Origin of the sequence: Enterobacter sp. CP102 (genome assembly GCF_025152625.1) — a bacterium.
GTDB classification, from domain to species: domain Bacteria; phylum Pseudomonadota; class Gammaproteobacteria; order Enterobacterales; family Enterobacteriaceae; genus Enterobacter; species Enterobacter soli.
On sequence record NZ_CP104014.1, the window covers coordinates 2,431,455 to 2,451,404 of the forward strand.

The 19,950-nt window shown below is 57.3% G+C and carries 16 protein-coding genes; 13 read left to right on the forward strand and 3 right to left on the reverse strand.

The window, feature by feature from the left end:
- The first annotated feature begins 34 nt into the window (after positions 1-34).
- Genes N1249_RS11505 through N1249_RS11535 form a run of 7 tightly spaced genes read left to right on the forward strand, consistent with a single transcriptional unit; the run spans position 35 to position 6,484 of the window.
- Entirely contained in the window at positions 35-985 is a 951-nt protein-coding gene (locus N1249_RS11505; protein ID WP_259829370.1) for a branched-chain amino acid ABC transporter permease, read from the forward strand.
- 8 nt (positions 986-993) lie between these two features.
- Positions 994-2,100, forward strand: a complete 1,107-nt coding sequence (locus N1249_RS11510) for a branched-chain amino acid ABC transporter permease (RefSeq protein WP_014070366.1) — start codon at positions 994-996, stop codon at positions 2,098-2,100.
- Positions 2,097-2,864 carry an ABC transporter ATP-binding protein gene (locus N1249_RS11515; protein ID WP_259829371.1) on the forward strand — a complete coding sequence of 256 codons (768 nt, stop codon included), beginning with the start codon at positions 2,097-2,099 and terminating at the stop codon, positions 2,862-2,864. The genes N1249_RS11510 and N1249_RS11515 overlap by 4 nt, the downstream gene beginning before the upstream one ends.
- Entirely contained in the window at positions 2,857-3,576 is a 720-nt protein-coding gene (locus tag N1249_RS11520) for an ABC transporter ATP-binding protein (protein ID WP_217186697.1), read from the forward strand. Before N1249_RS11515 ends, N1249_RS11520 begins: the two co-directional genes overlap by 8 nt.
- Positions 3,577-3,603: 27 nt before the next feature.
- On the forward strand, positions 3,604-4,761 hold the full coding sequence (locus N1249_RS11525; RefSeq protein WP_259829373.1) for a branched-chain amino acid ABC transporter substrate-binding protein: 1,158 nt from the start codon (positions 3,604-3,606) through the stop codon (positions 4,759-4,761).
- A gap of 17 nt (positions 4,762-4,778) precedes the next feature.
- Entirely contained in the window at positions 4,779-5,261 is a 483-nt protein-coding gene (locus N1249_RS11530; RefSeq protein WP_259829375.1) for an L-2-amino-thiazoline-4-carboxylic acid hydrolase, read from the forward strand.
- Entirely contained in the window at positions 5,258-6,484 is a 1,227-nt protein-coding gene (locus tag N1249_RS11535) for a Zn-dependent hydrolase (RefSeq protein ID WP_259829376.1), read from the forward strand. The genes N1249_RS11530 and N1249_RS11535 overlap by 4 nt, the downstream gene beginning before the upstream one ends.
- Before the next feature lie 39 nt (positions 6,485-6,523).
- On the opposite strand, the gene N1249_RS11540 is transcribed toward N1249_RS11535, so the two are convergent.
- Together N1249_RS11540 and N1249_RS11545 are read right to left on the reverse strand one after the other, a co-directional pair.
- Positions 6,524-8,407: a potassium transporter Kup gene (locus N1249_RS11540; protein WP_259829378.1), complete on the reverse strand. Its 1,884-nt coding sequence runs from the start codon at positions 8,405-8,407 to the stop codon at positions 6,524-6,526.
- Positions 8,408-8,474: 67 nt separating this feature from the next.
- On the reverse strand, positions 8,475-9,965 hold the full coding sequence (locus N1249_RS11545; RefSeq protein WP_259838104.1) for an MFS transporter: 1,491 nt from the start codon (positions 9,963-9,965) through the stop codon (positions 8,475-8,477).
- Positions 9,966-10,081: 116 nt separating this feature from the next.
- Here N1249_RS11545 and N1249_RS11550 point away from each other — a divergent pair, with 116 nt between their 5' ends.
- The 6 genes from N1249_RS11550 to narI all read left to right on the forward strand — a co-directional run bounded on the left by N1249_RS11550 (position 10,082) and on the right by narI (position 18,976).
- Complete coding sequence (locus N1249_RS11550) at positions 10,082-10,657, forward strand: TetR family transcriptional regulator (RefSeq protein ID WP_259829380.1); 576 nt, start codon at positions 10,082-10,084, stop codon at positions 10,655-10,657.
- Between the two features lie 212 nt (positions 10,658-10,869).
- Complete coding sequence (locus N1249_RS11555; RefSeq protein WP_259829381.1) at positions 10,870-12,255, forward strand: NarK family nitrate/nitrite MFS transporter; 1,386 nt, start codon at positions 10,870-10,872, stop codon at positions 12,253-12,255.
- Between the two features lie 67 nt (positions 12,256-12,322).
- Positions 12,323-16,063, forward strand: coding sequence for a nitrate reductase subunit alpha (locus tag N1249_RS11560; protein WP_259829386.1), 3,741 nt, complete (start codon positions 12,323-12,325; stop codon positions 16,061-16,063).
- A complete protein-coding gene (gene narH, locus N1249_RS11565) occupies positions 16,060-17,604 on the forward strand; it encodes a nitrate reductase subunit beta (protein ID WP_259829387.1) in 1,545 nt (514 codons plus the stop codon). Before N1249_RS11560 ends, narH begins: the two co-directional genes overlap by 4 nt.
- The gene (gene narW, locus N1249_RS11570; RefSeq protein ID WP_259829389.1) at positions 17,604-18,299 is read left to right on the forward strand and encodes a nitrate reductase molybdenum cofactor assembly chaperone; all 696 of its coding nucleotides are present in this window, start codon (positions 17,604-17,606) and stop codon (positions 18,297-18,299) included. The genes narH and narW overlap by 1 nt, the downstream gene beginning before the upstream one ends.
- Positions 18,296-18,976 carry a respiratory nitrate reductase subunit gamma gene (gene narI / locus N1249_RS11575; RefSeq protein ID WP_259829394.1) on the forward strand — a complete coding sequence of 227 codons (681 nt, stop codon included), beginning with the start codon at positions 18,296-18,298 and terminating at the stop codon, positions 18,974-18,976. The genes narW and narI overlap by 4 nt, the downstream gene beginning before the upstream one ends.
- Positions 18,977-19,055: 79 nt before the next feature.
- On the opposite strand, the gene nhoA is transcribed toward narI, so the two are convergent.
- The gene (nhoA, locus tag N1249_RS11580; RefSeq protein ID WP_259829396.1) at positions 19,056-19,901 is read right to left on the reverse strand and encodes an N-hydroxyarylamine O-acetyltransferase; all 846 of its coding nucleotides are present in this window, start codon (positions 19,899-19,901) and stop codon (positions 19,056-19,058) included.
- Positions 19,902-19,950: the final 49 nt, after the last annotated feature.

Sequence of the window (19,950 nt, forward strand, 5' to 3'; positions counted from 1 at the left end):
AGCCGCTGAAAGAGCAATTTGTCGGGTACGAACGTTGGATACACTCATACAACAACTGATCAACGGTGTGATGCTGGGAAGCATCTACGCGCTGATCGCGCTGGGCTATACCATGGTGTATGGCATCTTGCGCATTATTAACTTTGCCCACGGCGATATTCTGATGGTTGGCGCGCTTACTACGCTTTCTGCCATTAACGTCCTGAATAACACCTTCCCGCATCTGCCGCTGCTGCTTCAGCTGGGCTCTGCGCTGCTGATCGCGATGGCAATCTGCGCCCTGCTGGCAATGGCGGTTGAACGTTTTGCCTATCGCCGCCTGCGCAACGCGCCGCGTCTGGCACCGCTGATCTCCGGGATTGGCGTTTCGGTATTGCTGCAAACCGTGGCGATGATCGTCTGGACGCGCAATCCGCTGATGTTCCCGCAGATCCTGCCGATGGACCCGATTGCCGTCACCGCAGGCAGCGAAGCCCACCCTCCAGCCATTGTTACCGTAACCGGTATTGTGACCGTGGTGCTGGCGCTGGTCGTCATGACTGCACTGTGGCTGCTGGTTGAATACACCCGTCTTGGACGCGGGATGCGTGCGGTTGCCGAAAATCCCCGCGTCGCCACGCTGATGGGCGTTAACCCTAACGCCATAATCACCCTGACCTTCGCCATTGGCGGCGTGTTTGCCGCGCTGGCGGGCGTGATGATGGCCAGCAACTATGGCAACGCCAGTTTCTCGATGGGCTTTTTACCGGGGATCAAAGCTTTCACGGCCGCCGTGCTGGGCGGTATCGGCAATATCCGTGGCGCGATGGTCGGCGGGATTTTACTCGGCATCATCGAAGCGCTGGGCGCGGGCTATCTCGGCGAACTCACTAACGGCGTATTCGGCAGTAACTACCAGGACGTGTTTGCGTTCATGGTGCTGATCCTGGTGCTGGTCTTCCGTCCGGCGGGCCTGCTCGGCGAACGTGTGGCGCACAGGGCGTAAGGAACACTATGACAACCGTACAATTACAGACTCCTGTCGCAACCCGCAAATTCTGGTCAGGAATGACCCTGTTTTGCCTCGCTCTGTTGCTTGCCCCGATTGTTGCCAGCCAGCTTGGCGGTAACTACTGGGTGCGGGTGATCGACTTCGCTCTGCTCTACATCATGCTGGCGCTGGGGCTGAACATCGTTGTCGGCTACACCGGGCTGCTGGATATGGGCTTTATCGCCTTTTACGCCGTGGGGGCGTATCTGGCCGCCCTGCTGGCCTCACCGCATCTGCTTGAGGTCTTCCCGATCCTCGCAGTCTGGTTCCCGGACGGGCTGCATACGTCGTATCTGCTGATTATTCCACTCGCCGCTCTCGTTGCCGCGGTGTGCGGCATTGTGCTCGGCGCACCGACGCTGAAGCTGCGCGGGGATTATCTGGCGATTGTGACGCTGGGCTTTGGCGAGATTATCCGCATCCTGATGCGTAACCTCGACCGCCCGGTCAATATCACCAACGGCGCGAAAGGCATTACCGGTGTGGATACGCTGAACCTGTTCGGACTGAAGTTCAGCGGTGTGTATCACTGGTTCGGCGTTAAGGTGCCTGCACTGTGGCTGTGGTACTACCTGCTAATGCTGGTGATTGTGGCGATCATTTTCGTCTGCCTGCGCCTGCAACACTCCCGCATTGGCCGCGCATGGCACGCCATCCGTGAAGATGAAGACGTGGCCCGCGCGATGGGGATCAATGTGCGCAACTATAAGCTGCTGGCCTTTGCCATGGGAGCCTCTTTTGGCGGCGTGGCGGGCGCGCTGTTTGGTGCGTTCCAGGGTTTTGTCTCGCCGGAATCCTTTACCTTGCAGGAATCTATCGCCGTACTGGCAATGGTGGTGCTGGGCGGTATGGGACACATCCCGGGCGTTATCCTCGGTGCGGTGCTGCTGACCGCCCTGCCGGAACTGCTGCGCAGCCAGGCGGCCCCTGTACAGCAGGCGCTGTTCGGCACGGTACTGATTGACCCGGAAATTCTCCGTCAGCTGTTTTACGGCCTGGCGCTGGTGCTGGTGATGCTCCTTCGTCCGTCCGGGATCTGGCCGGTGCGCCACAAGGAGGTAAAAGCATGAGTCTGCTCACCGTTCGCAACATGTCCAAACGCTTCGGCGGCCTGACCGCCGTGGACGATGTTTCACTCTCAATCAACAAGGGTGAGATCTACGGCCTGATTGGCCCTAACGGCGCGGGAAAAACCACCTGCTTTAACCTGATAACCGGGTTATATCCGGCCGACAGCGGTGAATTTTTGATTGCCGATAAACCCTATTACCCCACACAGATAGAGAAAGTCACTGCCGCCGGGATCGCACGCACCTTCCAGAATGTGCGTCTGTTTAACCAGATGTCGGTGCTGGAAAACGTGATGGTCGGCCGCCATGTACGCACCCGCAATGGGCTGTGGGCTGCCCTGAGCCGCCACAAACGCGCACGGGCAGAGGAAACCGACACCCGCGAGCAAGCCTGGCACTGGCTGGAATATACCGGCATTGCAAAATTCGCCCACTATCGCGCCTGCGATCTGGCTTACGGCCACCAGCGTCGGCTGGAAATCGCCCGTGCGCTGGCCACCGATCCGCTGCTGCTGGCGCTCGACGAACCGGCTGCCGGAATGAACGCGGCAGAGAAAGTGGCACTCGGTGAACTGCTTACCCGTATTCGTGACGACGGTAAAACCCTGTTGATGATCGAGCATGACGTCAAGCTGGTGATGGGGATCTGCGACCGTCTGACGGTTCTTGATTATGGCAAAACGCTCGCCAGCGGCACGCCGGACAGCGTACGTCGCGACCCGGCCGTGATCGCCGCCTGGCTTGGAGGCAACGCGCATGTCTGAATTATTAAAAGTTGAGCGTCTTGACGTGCATTACGGCGGCATTCAGGCAGTACGCGATGTCTCCTTTACCCTGCACGAAGGCGAACAGGCCACGCTGATCGGTGCCAACGGCGCGGGGAAAAGCTCCACCGTGCGCGCCATTACCGGGCTGGAAAGTTTCACCGGCAGCATCACCTTCAGCGGCAAAAATGTGCGTAAACACAAGCCGGAGGCCCTGCTGCGTGACGGGCTGGTGATGGTTCCCGAAGGGCGCGGCATCTTTGCCCGCATGACGGTACTGGAAAACTTGCAGATGGGCGCCTGGCTAAGGCGTGACACTGTCACAGTCAAACATGAAATGAACGCGATATTTGAACGCTTCCCGCGCCTTGGCGAACGCCAGCACCAGCTGGCGGGGCTGCTTTCCGGCGGGGAACAACAGCTGCTGGCGCTTAACCGCGCCCTGCTCAGCCGCCCGCGCCTGCTGATCCTCGATGAACCGTCGATGGGGCTGGCACCGAAAATGGTAGAGAACATTTTTGCCGTCATTTCCGGGCTGCGCGAACGCGGCGTGGCCCTGTTGCTGATTGAACAAAACGCGCGCCTGGCGCTGGAAGTGACCGACAACGCGTGGGTCATGGACAGCGGCAGCATCGTTCATCACGGCGCGTCGAAAGCCATGCTGGACGACGACCAGATTGCACAGATTTATTTGGGCGAAATGCCCGTTTAACCACACCAACCAACATCAGGGAAAACAATGAAAACAGTAAAAATCAGTGCGCTCAGCGCCGCCATTCTGCTCAGTGGTTTTGCCTCAACGGGCGCATGGGCAGCGGATAACGAAACCGTTGTTATTGGCCTGGCAGGCCCGTTAACCGGTCCGTCTGCCCGTATCGGTAAGGATCTGGAAAACGGCGCGCAGTTAGCTATCGACGATATCAACAAACAGCATCCGACCATCGGCGGCAAAGCCGTGACCTTCAAACTGCAATCCGAAGACGATCAGTCTGACCCACGCACCGCAGTAGCGGTTGCGCAGCGTCTGGTGGACAGCGGCGTGGCAGGTGTGGTGGGCCACTGGAACACCGGCACCAGTATTCCGGCCGCGCGCGTGTATCATGATGCCGGTATCGCGCAAGTTGCCCCTGTAGCCACCGGTCACGCCTATACCAAACAGGGCTTCGACACCAGCTTCCGCGTGATGGGCCATGACGATGACGGCGGCCAGTTTGCCGGGCAGTACGCGGTAAACACCCTGAAGGCAAAACGCATTGCGGTGATCGACGACCGTACCGCGTTTGGTCAGGGTCTGGCCGACGAATTCATTAAATCGCTGGAAGCCCAGGGCGTGAAGATTGTTGACCGCCAGTACGTTGATGACAAAACCGTGGATTTCAGCGCCGTTCTGACCGCGATCCGCAGCAAAAACGCTGACCTGATCTTCTTCGGCGGCGTGGACAGCCAGGCCGCACCGCTGGCTCGCCGTATCAAACAGCTCGGCATGAACGCCACCCTGATGGGCGCAGGCGGATTCGTCAGCCAGACCTTCCTGCAACTGGCACAGAAAGAAGGTGAAGGCGTTGTGGCGCTGGAGCCAGGTCTGCCGGTTGATCAGATGCCGGGCGGTAAAGCGTTCGAGCAGGCCTATCAGTCCCGTTATCACACCCATATAGAGCTGCACGCGCCGTTCGCCTATGACGCTACCCGAGTGCTGGTTGCCGCAATGGAAAAAGCCAATTCCGTCGACCCGTCTGACTACCTGCCTGCCCTGCGCGCCATTAACTACTCTGGCGTCACCGGACAGATTGCGTTTGATAACGAAGGTAACCTGAAAGCGCCGTCCTTCACCGTGTACAAAGTGGTGGATGGCAAATGGCAGCCGCAGACCGTACTGGGCGGCACCAAAGCGAAGTAACGCAGTGAGGCAATGTGATGAGTGATAATAATGAGCTGGGCATTCTCGCCCGCCGCAAAATTGAAGCAGAAATTATTAAGCCAATTTACGAAATCCTGGTGCGCGAGATAGGGAAAACCCGCGCCCAGGCGGTGATTGGCGAGGCCATTGAACAGGCCGCTATCGATGCGGGTAAAGAATTCGCCAGCAAAGAGCCCGACGGCGCGGATGTGAAAAGTTTTATCGCCCTGCAATATCTGTGGGAGAAAGACAACGCGCTGGACGTCAAAGTGATCGACGCTGACGATCAGCAGTACAACTACAACGTGACCCGTTGCCGCTACGCCGAGATGTATCACGAGATGGGGTTAGGCGAAATCGGGCATCTGCTCTCCTGCGCCCGCGATGAGAAATTCATTGTGGGTTATGCGCCGGATGTGGAGCTGACCCGCACGTCCACCATCATGCAGGGCGGTTCATGCTGCGACTTCCGCTATCGCAGCACAAAGGACAAAGCATGATCCGCGTAAACGCAGAACGCCTGTGGGCTACGCTGGAAATGATGGCGCAAATCGGCGGCACGCCCGCCGGTGGCGTCACCCGTCTGGCGTTAAGCGAAGAAGACCGGATCGCACGCAATCTGCTGCGCGACTGGGCGCTGGACGCCGGTTTTACCTGTGATGTGGACAGCATGGGCAACATGTTTATCCGCCGCGCCGGAAAAAACCGGGCTCTGGCTCCGGTCATGACCGGATCGCACGTTGATTCTCAGCCGCTTGGCGGGAACTACGACGGGATTTACGGCGTGCTGGCCGGGCTTGAGCTGCTGCGTACCCTGAACGATAACCAGCTGGAAACCGAGCGCGATATCGTGCTGGTGAACTGGACCAACGAAGAAGGCGCACGCTTTGCTCCGGCGATGCTATCTTCAGGAGTCTGGACCGGGCAGTTCAGCGAAGCATACGCCCATGAACGTGCCGATAACGCGGGGATTACCGTTGGTGAAGCGCTTGAGGCTATCGGCTATCGCGGTGAACAGCCTGCGCAGGCATTTCCGGTTCACGCCTGTTACGAACTGCACATCGAACAAGGGCCGATTCTCGAAGATGAAGCCATTGATATCGGGCTGGTGCGGGCCGCAATGGGTCAGCGCTGGTTTACCATTACCCTGGACGGTTTTGCCGCTCATGCGGGTACGACCCCGATGCACAGCCGACGCGATGCATTAACCGCCTTTGCCGAACTGGCGTTAAAGGTGGAAGAGATTGGCTATCAGCATCAGCCTGATGGTCGCGCCACTATCGGCATGGCGCAGGTTACGCCGAACTCACGTAACGTGGTGCCATCTCGCGTGGTGTGCAGCGTGGAGTTTCGCCACCCGGCGCAGGATGCGCTTGAAGCGATGGAATCGGCGCTGCATCAGGCTGCGGGATCGCTGGCTGCACGCGGCGTTACCGCGACCGTTGAACGCATTTTTGACTACGCGCCGATTGCCTTTAACCCGCAGTGTCTGGCCCGTACAGAGCAGGCCGTGGCGGCATTGGGTTACTCATCAAAACCGATGGTATCCGGCGCGGGGCATGACACCTGTTATGTCAGCAAAATTGCTCCGGCGAGCATGATTTTCATTCCGTGCGTGAAAGGCATCAGCCATAACGAAGCGGAAAAGATCCTGCCGGAATGGTCAGAGAAAGGGGCGAATGTACTGTTGCACAGCGTGCTGGCGGCGGCTCAGGAGCAATAACACTGTGCGAAAGCAGAGGTGCTCTGCTTTCGCCAGAACCTATATCGCAACGCGTCGGCTGATTTCGACCACCCTGTCGCTCGGCAGATGGTAGTGATTGATCACATGTGTACAATTGCGCTTCATAAAGGCAAAGATGTGGCGTTGCCAGACCGCCATTCCCGCTGAGCCTTCACCCGCAACAATGGTTTCATGCCCGACGTACCAGGTTGCATCCTCGGTCGCAAATATCGCATTGATTTCACTTATCCCTTGCAGCAAATGCGGGATGTCCGGGTGCTCCATAAAACCGTATTGCGCGATGCCGTGCCAGTAGCCCGGCGCGCGTTGCATCACTTCGATTCGCTGTTCATCATCCACGTAAGGCACGTTGAGAATATCAATGGTCAGGGAGAGCACTTCACGCTGCAAGGCGCGGTTTCGTGCCACATGCCAGCGCATCACCGGCGGGATGTTATCCCGGGTGCGCGTTAAAAAGATGGCCGAGCCTGCCACTCTGGGCACCTCTTTTTGCACCAGCGCCGAAAAGAAACCATCGACACTGATCCCTTTCTCGCCAATCGCCTTTGCTACCGCCTTAATCCCGCGATTCCAGATCAGCATAACGGTGCAGATGGCGGCGGCTAACAGCAGCGGGATATAGCCCCCTTCAAGGACTTTAATCATATTGGCGAATAAGAAACTGGTATCGATGACGAAAAACACCATGGCGATCGCTGCACTGCTGAACAGGCTCCAGCGCCAAATTTCACGCATGGCCACAAACAGCAGCCCGGTGGTCATCAGCATGGTTAACGACACGGCGATACCGTAAGCGGCGGCAAGTTTATCGGACGATTCAAAGAACACGACCAGCCCGATGGTCACCACCATCAGCAGCCAGTTGATCGCACCGATATAAATCTGCCCGTAGCTTTCGGCGGCAGTCTGTTTGATCCGTAAGCGCGGCAACCAGCCCAGCTGGATTGCCTGGCGGGTCATTGAGAAGGCACCGGTTATAATCGCCTGGCTGGCAATAATGGTCGCCAGTGCCGCAAGAACGATCAGCGGAACCTGGAGCGCGCCGGGGCACAGCATAAAGAAGACGTTTTTGGTGCTGTCTGCACCCGCCAGTATCAGCGCCGATTGTCCGGCATAATTGAGCAACAGCGCGGGGAAGACCACCCCGTACCAGGCCAGCCAGATAGGTTTCTTACCAAAATGACCCATATCCGCATACAGGGCTTCCGCACCGGTCACACAGAGAAATACCCCGCCTAACACCAGAAAACTGGTAAAGCCATTAGAGAGTAAAAAGGTGATGCCGTAGTACGGGTTCAGGGCCAGTAAAACCGCCGGGTGCTGCACTATGCCCCATACGCCCAGCGCGGCGATGGTGAAAAACCACAACGCCATGATCGGGCCAAAAATTTTGCCAATTCTGGCAGTGCCGAAGGGCTGAATAAAAAAGAGCGCCAGTAAAATGGCAACCGTTGCAGGCAGGATAAAAGGTTTAGACTCCGGGATCACAATCTCTAAGCCTTCAAGCGCAGAGAGCACGGAGATGGCCGGGGTGATTGCCCCGTCACCGTAAATCAGTGCTGCCCCGATAAGCGCTGCGAATATCACCCAGCGCCCGCCTTTTCCCTTTTCAACCAGCAATGACATTAGCGCCATGATGCCACCCTCGCCGTGGTTATCAATGCGCATGGCGAACGCGGCATATTTAACCGAGGTGACCAGGATTAGCGTCCAGGTAATCAGGGAAAGCAGGCCTAAAATGACCGCGGGTGTCGGGTCATGCCCGGACAACGACAGTACCGTTTTGAAGGTATAGAGCGGGCTGGTGCCGATATCACCGAACACCACACCAAGCGCACTACCCGCCAGCAAGATTGCCCGGGGGGATGCGGACGATGTTTCACTGCTTTTGAGCAGGTTCATATAATCCAGCGTGGGTCTGATAATCCTTTAAAAATCATAGCCCACATCCCCTTTTCACGCCAACACGCTACGAGTTCGGGTTCACCTTTGCGAGGCTGAACCAGATCCCGATGGCCAGCAGCAACAACATGCCGCCGGCACTGCCCAGCGCCACGCTGTGTGAGGTAATAAATGCCGTTTTCGCCGCGGCGATCACCGAATCTGCCAGTGCGGGCGTCAGCTCCTGGGCGACCTTCACCGCTTCACCCATTGACGATGAGGCTTTGTCGGTCAGCGCCGGGGCTAACCCGTCCGGCAGGGTAATCGATGCCGAAAAACTGCGGGTTAACAGCAGGCCGAAGATGGCAATACCCAACCCGGCACCCAGTTCATAGGACATGGTTTCGATAGCCCCTGCGGCAGCGGCTTTCTCTTTCGGCGCAGCAGCCATAATGGCGGACGTAGAGGCCAGCAGCGCGCTGGCGGCGCTAAACCCCAGCAACACCATCAGGCTCCACGCCTGCCACTGCTGGGTGCTGAAATCGAGCAACGACAGGCCAATAAAACTTATCGCGCTCAACCCCATGCCTCCTGCGGCCACAATCCGCAGCCCCAGACGCCCGACCAGCACCCCGGCAATGGGGCCGCTGAACCCGCTGGCCACCATCAGTGGCAGCATAAACATCCCGGCCTCAAACGGCGTAAAACCGTGAACAAACTGGAGCTCCTGAGCCATCAGCAGCTCGAACCCCACCAGCGCAATCATGGCGGTCATTGCCATCACCACGCCGCTTAAGATGATGCGATGGCAGAACAAGCGCATGTCGATCATCGGTACCCGGGCGCGCAGCTGAATGCGCACAAAAACAAACAACATCACCGCGCCGGTGAGCAGCGTACACGCCACCATCCACGGAGCAAGTGCGCCTTTCAGCGCCGTTTTGGCGCTATACACCAGCAGTAAGATGGCGACAATCAACATGATGGCATGGCTGATATTCAGCGGCTGCTCCGGTCGCCCTCGTTGTGCCGGGACAAATCGCGCCGCCAGTGAAACCACCACCACCACGATCGGTACGTTGATTAAAAAGACCGAGCCCCAGTAAAAATGCTCAAGCAGCATCCCGCCGATAAGCGGCCCAAACGCGGCGCCGCCTGAACCGACGGCGGCCCATACCCCCAGCGCGATATTGCGATGCCGGGCATCGATAAACAGCGTGCGGATCCCGGCAAGCGTGGCCGGAATGATCATCGCCGCGCCAATCGCCAGAGAAGCCCGCGCGGCAATCAGCCAGCCCGCTGAGGGCGCAAACGCCGCAGCCAGCGACGAGAGACCAAACAGCGTGCTGCCAATCATCAGCAGGCGCTTAAAGCCGATGCGGTCACCCAGTGCGCCCATCGGCAGCACCATCCCCGCCATCACCAGCGAGTAAATATCAATAATCCACAGCAATTCATTGCCGCTTGCGCCAAGCGTCATGCTCAATGTCGGTGCCGCCACGTGCAGCACCGTTGCGTCAATCGCCACCGGAATATAGACCAGCACGATAATCACTAACGCTAACCACTGACGAAACATAAATGTCCTTTTCATTTCAAACCTGGACACATGTCCAGAATGCGATCCTACGCAAAGTTGAACACATGTCCAGCTCTTTGTTATACTCGTTTCATCTCCATTAAGAGTGAGTAAAAATGCGTTATCTGAGCAAGGACGAACGGCGGGAAGAGATACTTCAGGCGGCCATGCGCGTGGCGCTAGCCGAAGGGCTGGCCGCTATGACGGTAAGGCGCATCGCCACCGAAGCGGGCGTTGCCACCGGGCAAGTTCACCACCACTTTGCATCTGGCGGCGAATTAAAATCACTCGCCTTTGTCCGGCTGATCCGCACCCTGCTGGATGCAGACATCGTTGCCGAAAACGCCAACTGGCGGGAACGCCTGCACGGAATGCTGGGCAGCGATGACGGCGGATTTGAGCCGTACATCAGGCTATGGCGTGAAGCGCAAATCCTCGCGAGCCGTGATCCGGAAATCAAAAGCGCCTACATCCTGACGATGGAAATGTGGCACCAGGAAACGGTGGCCATTATCCAGGGCGGCGCTGATGCAAAAGAATTTACCCTGACAGACCGGGCAGAAAATATTGCCTGGCGTCTGATTGGGCTGGTTTGCGGTCTGGACGGGATATACGTTTTAAATATGGCTGAAATGGACAATGCTGCCTTTAATAAGCATCTTGATAAATTAATCACCCTCGAATTGTTTTAATACCCACTATGGAGTATTAAATTTCGGTAAAAGTTACAATTAGTAACACATAAAGCGGAGCCACTATTCCATTCCCGGGTCGGGGGTTCGCTTTTTTATCTATCCTTTCAACTGCATCCCCATAATTCCAAAAACCCCGTACAACACTACGTAAGATATCTGTTTGTTTTATATTCACTTTTCTGTTCATTGTGCGTAAGCAAGAGGGCGATATGTCACAACAAAGTGAGAAGAATAATCATTATCTACTCAGTAACTGGAAACCGGAAAACAACGATTTTTGGGAGAACAAAGGCAAAGGTATTGCCCGAAGAAACCTTGTTATATCTGTCGCTTGCCTGCTTTTAGCCTTTTGCGTATGGATGTTATTTAGCGCCATTACGGTAAATCTTAATAAAGTCGGATTTAATTTCACCACCGACCAGCTGTTCATGTTAACCGCATTACCTTCGCTTTCGGGTGCGATATTACGCGTCCCCTACTCTTTTATGGTGCCGATATTTGGCGGCCGTTACTGGACGGTATTAAGCACCGTCATTTTGATTGTTCCCTGCGTCTGGCTGGGCATCGCCGTACAGAACACGGCCACACCTTACTGGATCTTTATAGTGATCGCCCTGCTGTGCGGCTTTGCCGGGGCAAACTTTGCCTCCAGCATGGGTAACATCAGCTTCTTCTTCCCGAAAGCAAAACAGGGCAGCGCGCTGGGTATCAACGGCGGGCTGGGGAATCTGGGCGTCAGCGTGATGCAGCTGGTCGCGCCTCTGGTGATTTTCCTGCCGATGTACACGTTTCTCGGCGTGAATGGCGTGCCTCAGGATGATGGCTCGACGATGTGGCTGGCGAACGCCGCCTGGATATGGGCCCCGCTTCTGCTGCTGGCCACCATCGCCGCCTTCTTTGGTATGAACGATATCGCCAGCTCTAAGGCCTCTATCGCCAGCCAGCTTCCGGTGCTAAAGCGCTTTCATCTCTGGCTGTTGAGCCTGCTTTACCTGGCAACGTTCGGATCGTTTATCGGCTTTTCCGCAGGCTTTGCCATGCTGTCGAAAACCCAGTTCCCGGATGTAAACATCCTGCACCTCGCCTTCTTTGGCCCTTTAATTGGAGCACTGGCCCGTTCCGCGGGCGGGATGATCTCTGACCGACTTGGTGGCGTGCGCGTGACGCTGATTAACTTCGTGTTTATGGCGATTTTCAGCGCCCTGCTGTTCCTGACGCTGCCCGGTTCAGGTTCCGGCAGCTTTGTCGCGTTCTATCTGGTGTTTATGGGCCTGTTCCTGACCGCCGGACTGGGCAGCGGCTCTACCTTCCAGATGATTGCTATCATCTTTCGCCAGATAACCATTACCCGCGTGAAGCAACAAGGCGGAACTGACGAACAGGCCCAGCATGAAGCCGTCACCGAAACGGCGGCGGCGCTGGGCTTTATCTCGGCCATTGGCGCGGTGGGCGGGTTCTTTATCCCTAAAGCCTTTGGCACCTCGCTTGCCATGACCGGCTCGCCGGTTGGCGCCATGAAAGTTTTCCTCATTTTTTACATCGTCTGCGTATTCGTCACCTGGCTGGTTTATGGCCGTAAATCCTCACAAAAATAACAAATAGCCTTTCGCCGGCGAGCGGTGCAGCGCTTTCCGGCAATGTTATCGGAGCAGGAGAAATGTCATGAGTAAACTGTTGGATCGCTTTCGTTATTTCAAACAAAAAGGCGACACCTTCGCCGATGGACACGGCCAGGTGTACAACACCAACCGTGACTGGGAGGACAGCTACCGCCAGCGCTGGCAGTTCGACAAAATTGTGCGATCCACCCACGGCGTGAACTGTACCGGCTCCTGTAGCTGGAAGATCTATGTCAAAAACGGGTTAGTGACCTGGGAAACGCAGCAAACCGACTACCCCCGCACCCGCCCGGATTTACCGAACCACGAACCGCGTGGCTGCCCGCGTGGCGCAAGCTACTCCTGGTATCTGTACAGCGCCAACCGCCTGAAATACCCGCTGGTGCGCCGTAAGCTGATTGAGCTGTGGCGCGACGCACTGGCACAGCATAACGATCCGGTGCTGGCGTGGGATGCCATCCAGAGTGACCCGCAAAAGAGCCAGAGCTATAAGCAGGCGCGCGGTCGCGGCGGGTTTATCCGCTCGAACTGGAAAGAGCTGAACCAGTTGATTGCTGCCGCCAACGTCTGGACTATCAAGAATTTTGGCCCGGATCGCGTGGCCGGTTTCTCGCCTATTCCGGCGATGTCGATGGTCTCTTACGCCGCCGGGACGCGCTACCTCTCGCTGTTAGGTGGAACTTGCCTGAGCTTCTATGACTGGTACTGCGATTTACCGCCCGCATCGCCGATGACCTGGGGCGAGCAGACCGACGTGCCGGAATCGGCCGACTGGTACAACTCCAGCTACATTATCGCCTGGGGCTCTAACGTGCCGCAGACCCGCACCCCTGATGCCCACTTCTTTACCGAAGTGCGCTACAAAGGCACCAAAACCGTTGCCATTACCCCGGACTTCTCCGAAGTGGCGAAGCTCAGTGATCAGTGGCTGGCGCCAAAACAAGGTACCGACAGCGCGCTGGCAATGGCCATGGGGCATGTGATCCTCAAAGAATTCCATCTGAATAACCCAAGCGACTATTTCCTGAACTACTGCCGCCGTTATACGGACATGCCGATGCTGGTTATGCTGGATGAGCGTGACGATGGCCAGGTAGTGCCTGGCCGGATGCTGCGCGCGTCTGACCTGGCTGACGGGCTTGGCGAAGCCAATAACCCGGAATGGAAAACCATCGCCTTTGATATTTCCGGTAACCTGGTCGCGCCAAATGGCTCGATTGGTTTTCGCTGGGGCGAAAAAGGTAAATGGAACCTCGAACCGCTGGCAGCCGGTCATGAAACGGAGCTAACGCTCTCTTTGCTGATCACCCACGACAGCATCGCCGATGTCGCCTTCCCCTATTTCGGTGGCAACGAGAACCCGCATTTCCGCAGTGTGAAGCAGGAGCCGGTCCTGGTTCGCCGCGTGCCAAGCAAAACCCTGACGCTGGCCGATGGCAGCCAGAAGCGCGTGGTCAGCGTTTATGATCTGGTACTGGCAAACTACGGGCTTGATCGCGGCCTGGAAGACAGCAACGCAGCGAAAGATTACGCCGAAATCAAAGCCTACACCCCGGCCTGGGGCGCGCAAATTACGGGCGTACCGGCGTATCTGATTGAAAAAATTGCCCGGGAATTTGCCGATACCGCGAATAAAACCCACGGCCGCTCGATGATCATCCTCGGAGCCGGGGTGAACCACTGGTATCACATGGACATGAACTACCGCGGGATGATCAATATGCTGGTCTTCTGCGGCTGTGTCGGGCAAAGCGGCGGCGGCTGGTCGCACTACGTTGGCCAGGAAAAGCTGCGCCCGCAAACCGGCTGGCTGCCGCTGGCCTTCGCGCTGGACTGGAACCGCCCGCCGCGTCAGATGAACAGCACCTCGTATTTCTACAACCACGCCAGCCAGTGGCGCTACGAAAAACTGACCGCGCAGGAGCTGCTCTCTCCGCTGGCGGATGCCTCTAAATTCACCGGGCACCTGATCGACTTCAACGTGCGCGCGGAACGTATGGGCTGGCTGCCTTCTGCACCACAGCTTAACCTCAACCCGCTGCACATCAAGGCCCGCTCGGATGCCGCCGGAATGACACCGCAGGAGTACACCGTCCAGGCGTTAAAATCGGGCGATATCCGTTTCGCCTGCGAACAACCCGACAACGGCAAAAACCACCCGCGTAACCTGTTTGTCTGGCGCTCGAACCTGCTTGGGTCGTCCGGCAAAGGCCACGAGTACATGCTCAAGTATTTGCTCGGTACTGAAAGCGGAATTCAGGGTGAGGATTTAGGCTCAACCGATGACGTCAAACCTGAAGAGGTGGAATGGCAGACCAAAGCCATCGAAGGCAAGCTCGACCTGCTGGTGACGCTCGATTTCCGTATGTCGAGCACCTGCCTGTTCTCGGATATCGTCCTGCCGACCGCCACCTGGTATGAAAAAGACGACATGAATACCTCGGATATGCATCCGTTTATTCACCCACTTTCCGCCGCCGTTGACCCGGCGTGGGAATCCCGTAGCGACTGGGAGATCTACAAAGGCATCGCCAAAGTCTTCTCTGAGGTGTGCGTCGGCCATCTGGGTACCGAAACGGACGTGGTGCTGCAACCGTTACAGCACGACTCCCCAGCGGAGCTGTCGCAGCCGTTTGATATTCAGGACTGGCGCAAAGGTGAATGTGACCTGATCCCCGGCAAAACCGCCCCGAGTATCGCGGTGGTGGAACGTAACTACCCGGAAACCTATGAACGCTTTACCTCCCTTGGCCCACTACTGGATAAGCTTGGCAACGGCGGGAAAGGCATTTCGTGGAACACGCAAAACGAGGTCGATTTCCTCGGCAAGCTGAATTACGTCAAGCTCGACGGCCCGGCGAAAGGCCGCCCGCTGATTGAAACGGCGATTGATGCCTCAGAAGTGATCCTCGCCCTGGCACCAGAAACCAACGGCCAGGTGGCGGTAAAAGCCTGGGAAGCGCTTGGGCAGCTGACCGGGCGCGATCACACCCATCTGGCCATCAACAAAGAAGACGAGAAAATCCGCTTCCGCGATATCCAGGCCCAGCCGCGCAAAATCATCTCCAGCCCAACGTGGTCAGGGCTTGAAAGCGAGCATGTTTCATATAACGCGGGCTACACCAACGTACACGAGCTGATCCCGTGGCGGACGATTTCCGGGCGCCAGCAGCTGTATCAGGATCACGCCTGGATGCGTGCGTTTGGCGAGAGTCTGGTGGCCTATCGTCCGCCAATTGATACCCGCAGCGTCACCCATATGCGCGAGATCCCACCGAACGGCTTCCCGGAGAAAGCGCTGAACTTCCTGACGCCGCACCAGAAATGGGGCATTCACTCCACCTACAGCGAAAACTTGCTGATGCAGACCCTGTCCCGCGGTGGGCCGATTGTCTGGATAAGCGAAGCGGACGCCAAAGAGTTAGGCATTGAAGATAACGACTGGATCGAAGCCTTTAACGCCAACGGCGCCCTCACCGCCCGCGCGGTGGTTAGCCAGCGCGTGCCGCCGGGCATGACCATGATGTACCACGCCCAGGAGCGCATTCTGAACATTCCGGGTTCAGAAGTGACCGGCCGCCGTGGCGGGATCCACAACTCCGTCACCCGCGTCTGCCCGAAACCGACGCACATGATCGGCGGTTACGCGCAGCTGGCGTACAGTTTTAACTATTACGGCACCGTCGGCTCCAACCGCGACGAGTTCATCATGATCCGCAAAATGAAAAACATTAACTGGCTGGACGGCGAAGGTCGGGATCAGGTTCAGGAGGCGCAAAAATGAAAATACGCTCACAGGTTGGCATGGTACTGAATCTCGATAAATGCATTGGCTGTCACACCTGCTCGGTCACCTGTAAAAACGTCTGGACCGGGCGAGAAGGCATGGAATATGCGTGGTTCAACAACGTCGAAACCAAACCAGGTATCGGCTACCCGAAAAACTGGGAAGATCAGGAGGAGTGGCAAGGCGGCTGGGTGCGCGGCATTACCGGCAAGCTGACGCCCCGCCTCGGCAGCCGCGTGGGCGTGCTGTCGAAAATCTTCGCCAACCCGTCCCTGCCGGGTATCGATGATTATTACGAACCCTTCACCTTTGACTACCAGGATCTGCACCGCGCGCCGGAGGGCGACCACCTGCCCACCGCCCGCCCCCGTTCGCTGATTAGCGGCAAGCGGATGGACAAGATTGTCGGCGGCCCGAACTGGGAAGAACTGCTCGGTGGTGAGTTCGAAAAACGCGCCCGTGACCGCAACTTCCAGAAGATCCAGAAGGAGATGTACGGCCAGTTTGAAAACACCTTCATGATGTACCTGCCGCGCCTGTGCGAACACTGTCTCAACCCGAGCTGTGTCGCCACCTGCCCGAGCGGGGCTATCTACAAGCGTGAAGAAGACGGTATTGTGCTGATCGACCAGGACAAGTGCCGCGGCTGGCGTATGTGCATCAGCGGCTGCCCGTACAAAAAAATCTACTTCAACTGGAAGAGCGGCAAGTCAGAAAAATGCATCTTCTGTTATCCGCGCATTGAATCCGGCCAGCCGACCGTTTGTTCTGAAACCTGCGTCGGGCGTATCCGTTATCTCGGCGTACTGCTGTATGACGCAGACCGCATCGAAGAAGCGGCGAGCACCGAGCATGAAACCGATCTCTATGAGCGTCAGTGCGACGTGTTCCTCAACCCGCACGATCCGGCGGTGATTGAAGAAGCGTTGAAACAAGGCATTCCGGCAAACGTGATTGAAGCCGCGCAAAAGTCCCCTGTCTATAAAATGGCGATGGACTGGAAGCTGGCCCTGCCACTGCACCCGGAATACCGCACCCTGCCGATGGTCTGGTATGTGCCGCCGCTGTCCCCCATCCAGTCTTACGCCGACGCGGGCGGCCTGCCGATGAACGACGGCGTGCTCCCTGCCGTAGAAAGCCTGCGTATTCCGGTGCAGTACCTCGCGAACATGCTCAGCGCTGGCGATACCGGTCCGGTGCTGCGCGCCCTGAAACGCATGATGGCAATGCGCCATTACAAACGCTCCCAGACCGTTGAAGGCGTGACCGATACCCGCGCCATCGAAGAAGTGGGCCTGAGCGTGGAACAGGTTGAGGAGATGTACCGCTACCTGGCGATTGCCAACTACGAAGATCGCTTTGTGATCCCAACCAGCCACCGCGAAATGGCGCAGGACGCCTTCCCGGAGAAAAACGGCTGCGGCTTTACCTTTGGTGACGGCTGCCACGGCTCCGACACCAAATTCAACCTCTTCAACAGCCACCGTATTGATGCCATCAACATCTCCGAGGTGCGCGAACATGGGGAGGGAGAATAATGCAGATCCTCAAAATCATCGCGCTGCTGATCGAATACCCCGATGACGCGCTGTGGGAGAGCCGTGACGAGGCGCTCTCGCTGATTGCGCAGGATGCGCCCGTGCTGCTGCCGTTTGCCCGGCAGCACCTGGGCGCCGCCCTGCTGGATAAACAGGCTGAGTGGTGCGAAGTGTTTGAGCGCGGCCGCGCAACCTCGCTGCTGCTGTTCGAACATGTTCACGCGGAATCCCGCGACCGCGGTCAGGCAATGGTTGATCTCATGGGGCAATATGAGAAAGCCGGGCTTCAGCTAGACTGCCGCGAACTGCCGGACTATCTGCCGCTGTATCTGGAATACCTCAGTATCGTTACCGATGACGAGGCACGTGAAGGGCTGCAAAACGTGGCACCGATCCTGGCGCTGATTGGCGGTCGTCTGAAACAACGCGGTGTGGCGCATTATCAGCTGTTTGATGCCCTGCTGTCGCTTGCCGGCAGCCGCCTTACCAGCGACAGCGTGGCAAAACAGGTTTCCGGCGAAAAACGGGATGATACCCGTCAGGCGCTGGACGCGGTCTGGGAAGAGGAACAGGTTAAGTTTATTGAGGACAACGCCACATCGTGCGACAGCTCGCCGATGCAGCAATATCAACGACGCTTTAGCCAGGACGTTGCCCCACAGTATGTCGACGTCAGCGCCGGAGGCCCAAAATGATCCAGTATCTGAACGTCTTTTTTTACGATATCTACCCCTACCTGTGCGGCACGGTTTTTCTGGTGGGAAGCTGGCTGCGCTACGATTACGGACAGTACACCTGGCGAGCTTCATCGAGTCAGATGCTCGATAAACGCGGAATGGTGCTGTGGTCGAACTTGTTCCATATCGGCATTCTGGGGATCTTCTTTGGACACCTGTTCGGGATGCTGACGCCGCACTGGGTTTACTCCTGGTTTCTGCCGATGTCGCAAAAGCAGCTGCTGGCGATGATTGCTGGTGGCGTGTGCGGTGTGCTGACGCTGGTGGGCGGTGCGGGGCTGCTGGTACGCCGTCTGACCAATCCGCGTATCCGGGCGACCTCATCGACTGCCGATATCCTGATCCTCTGCGTGCTGCTGGTGCAGTGTATTCTCGGCCTGACAACCATCCCGTTCTCCGCTCAACACCCGGACGGCAGTGAAATGCTGAAACTGGTGGATTGGGCGCAGGCAGTCGTCACCTTCCGCGGCGGTGCGTCTGCGCATCTTGATGGCGTGGCGTTTATCTTCCGCGTTCACCTGGTGCTGGGGATGACCATCTTCCTGCTGTTCCCGTTCACGCGTCTGGTGCACGTGTGGAGCGCGCCGGTGGAGTATCTGACGCGCAGGTATCAGGTGGTGCGATCCCGACGTTGATGGTGCCGGGTGGCGGCTACGCCTTACCCGGCCTACGTTCATGGGTTTTGTAGGCCCGGTAAGCGTTAGCGCCACCGGGCTATTTGCCGGCCTGTGGATGTGTTTCAAACCCGGCCATTACCGCCGTCAGTTCTGCCAGCGAAAAACCGTGTTTCGGATCGTCAACGCCCAGGCCAAAGCGTTCTGCCATCAATGCATACAGCGCTTCTGCATCCGCTAAGTGGATCTGCTCTTCAACATGTCCGTTCTGCCAGTGGGTGAAGTTAAAGTTGGTCAGCGTCAGTTTCCCACCGTCCGGCAGATGGCGACACATAAGCAAATGATGGCGGAAATGCGATTGCGGCCAGTGTGCTGACCAGAAATTCCCCATCACGAAATCGGAAAAATAGACCGTCGCCAGCTCGAAATGGTACATCGACTGCCAGTGCTCGTGATGGCGGAACTGGAGCACCCAGTCGTTGCCTTCGCTGAGCAGCCGGTACAGCCCGTGCGGCGTGGCTTGCTCTTCATTGGCAATTAAGCGAATCGGCGCCGTCAGCGTCTGCCCGCCAAAACCTACGTCAGCAATCCAGCGCTCGCCGTTCAGCTCAACCAGCAACAGGCGGTGCGTACGCGGCGGCATTTGTGGCGGATTAGATAACACCACGCGACCCAGTACGCTGCGCACCGTAAAGCCGGTTTCACGCAATACGCGCTCGAACAGACCATTTTGCTCAAAACAGTAACCGCCGCGGCGCGCCGTCACCAGCTTGTCGACCAGGCACTGATCCTCAAGATGGATTTCGCGCGGCAGCACGACGTCGATATTTTCAAACGGGATGGTGCAGTTATGCTGCAAATGCAGCGCACGCAGGGTGTCGATATCAACAGATACAGGCTGTTGCCAGCCTGTTCGCGCAAAATACGCACTCAAAAATGGAGACATGTCAGAGGTTCCTTGTTCAGTGATTCCCTGTTTATAAACTATTTTTGTC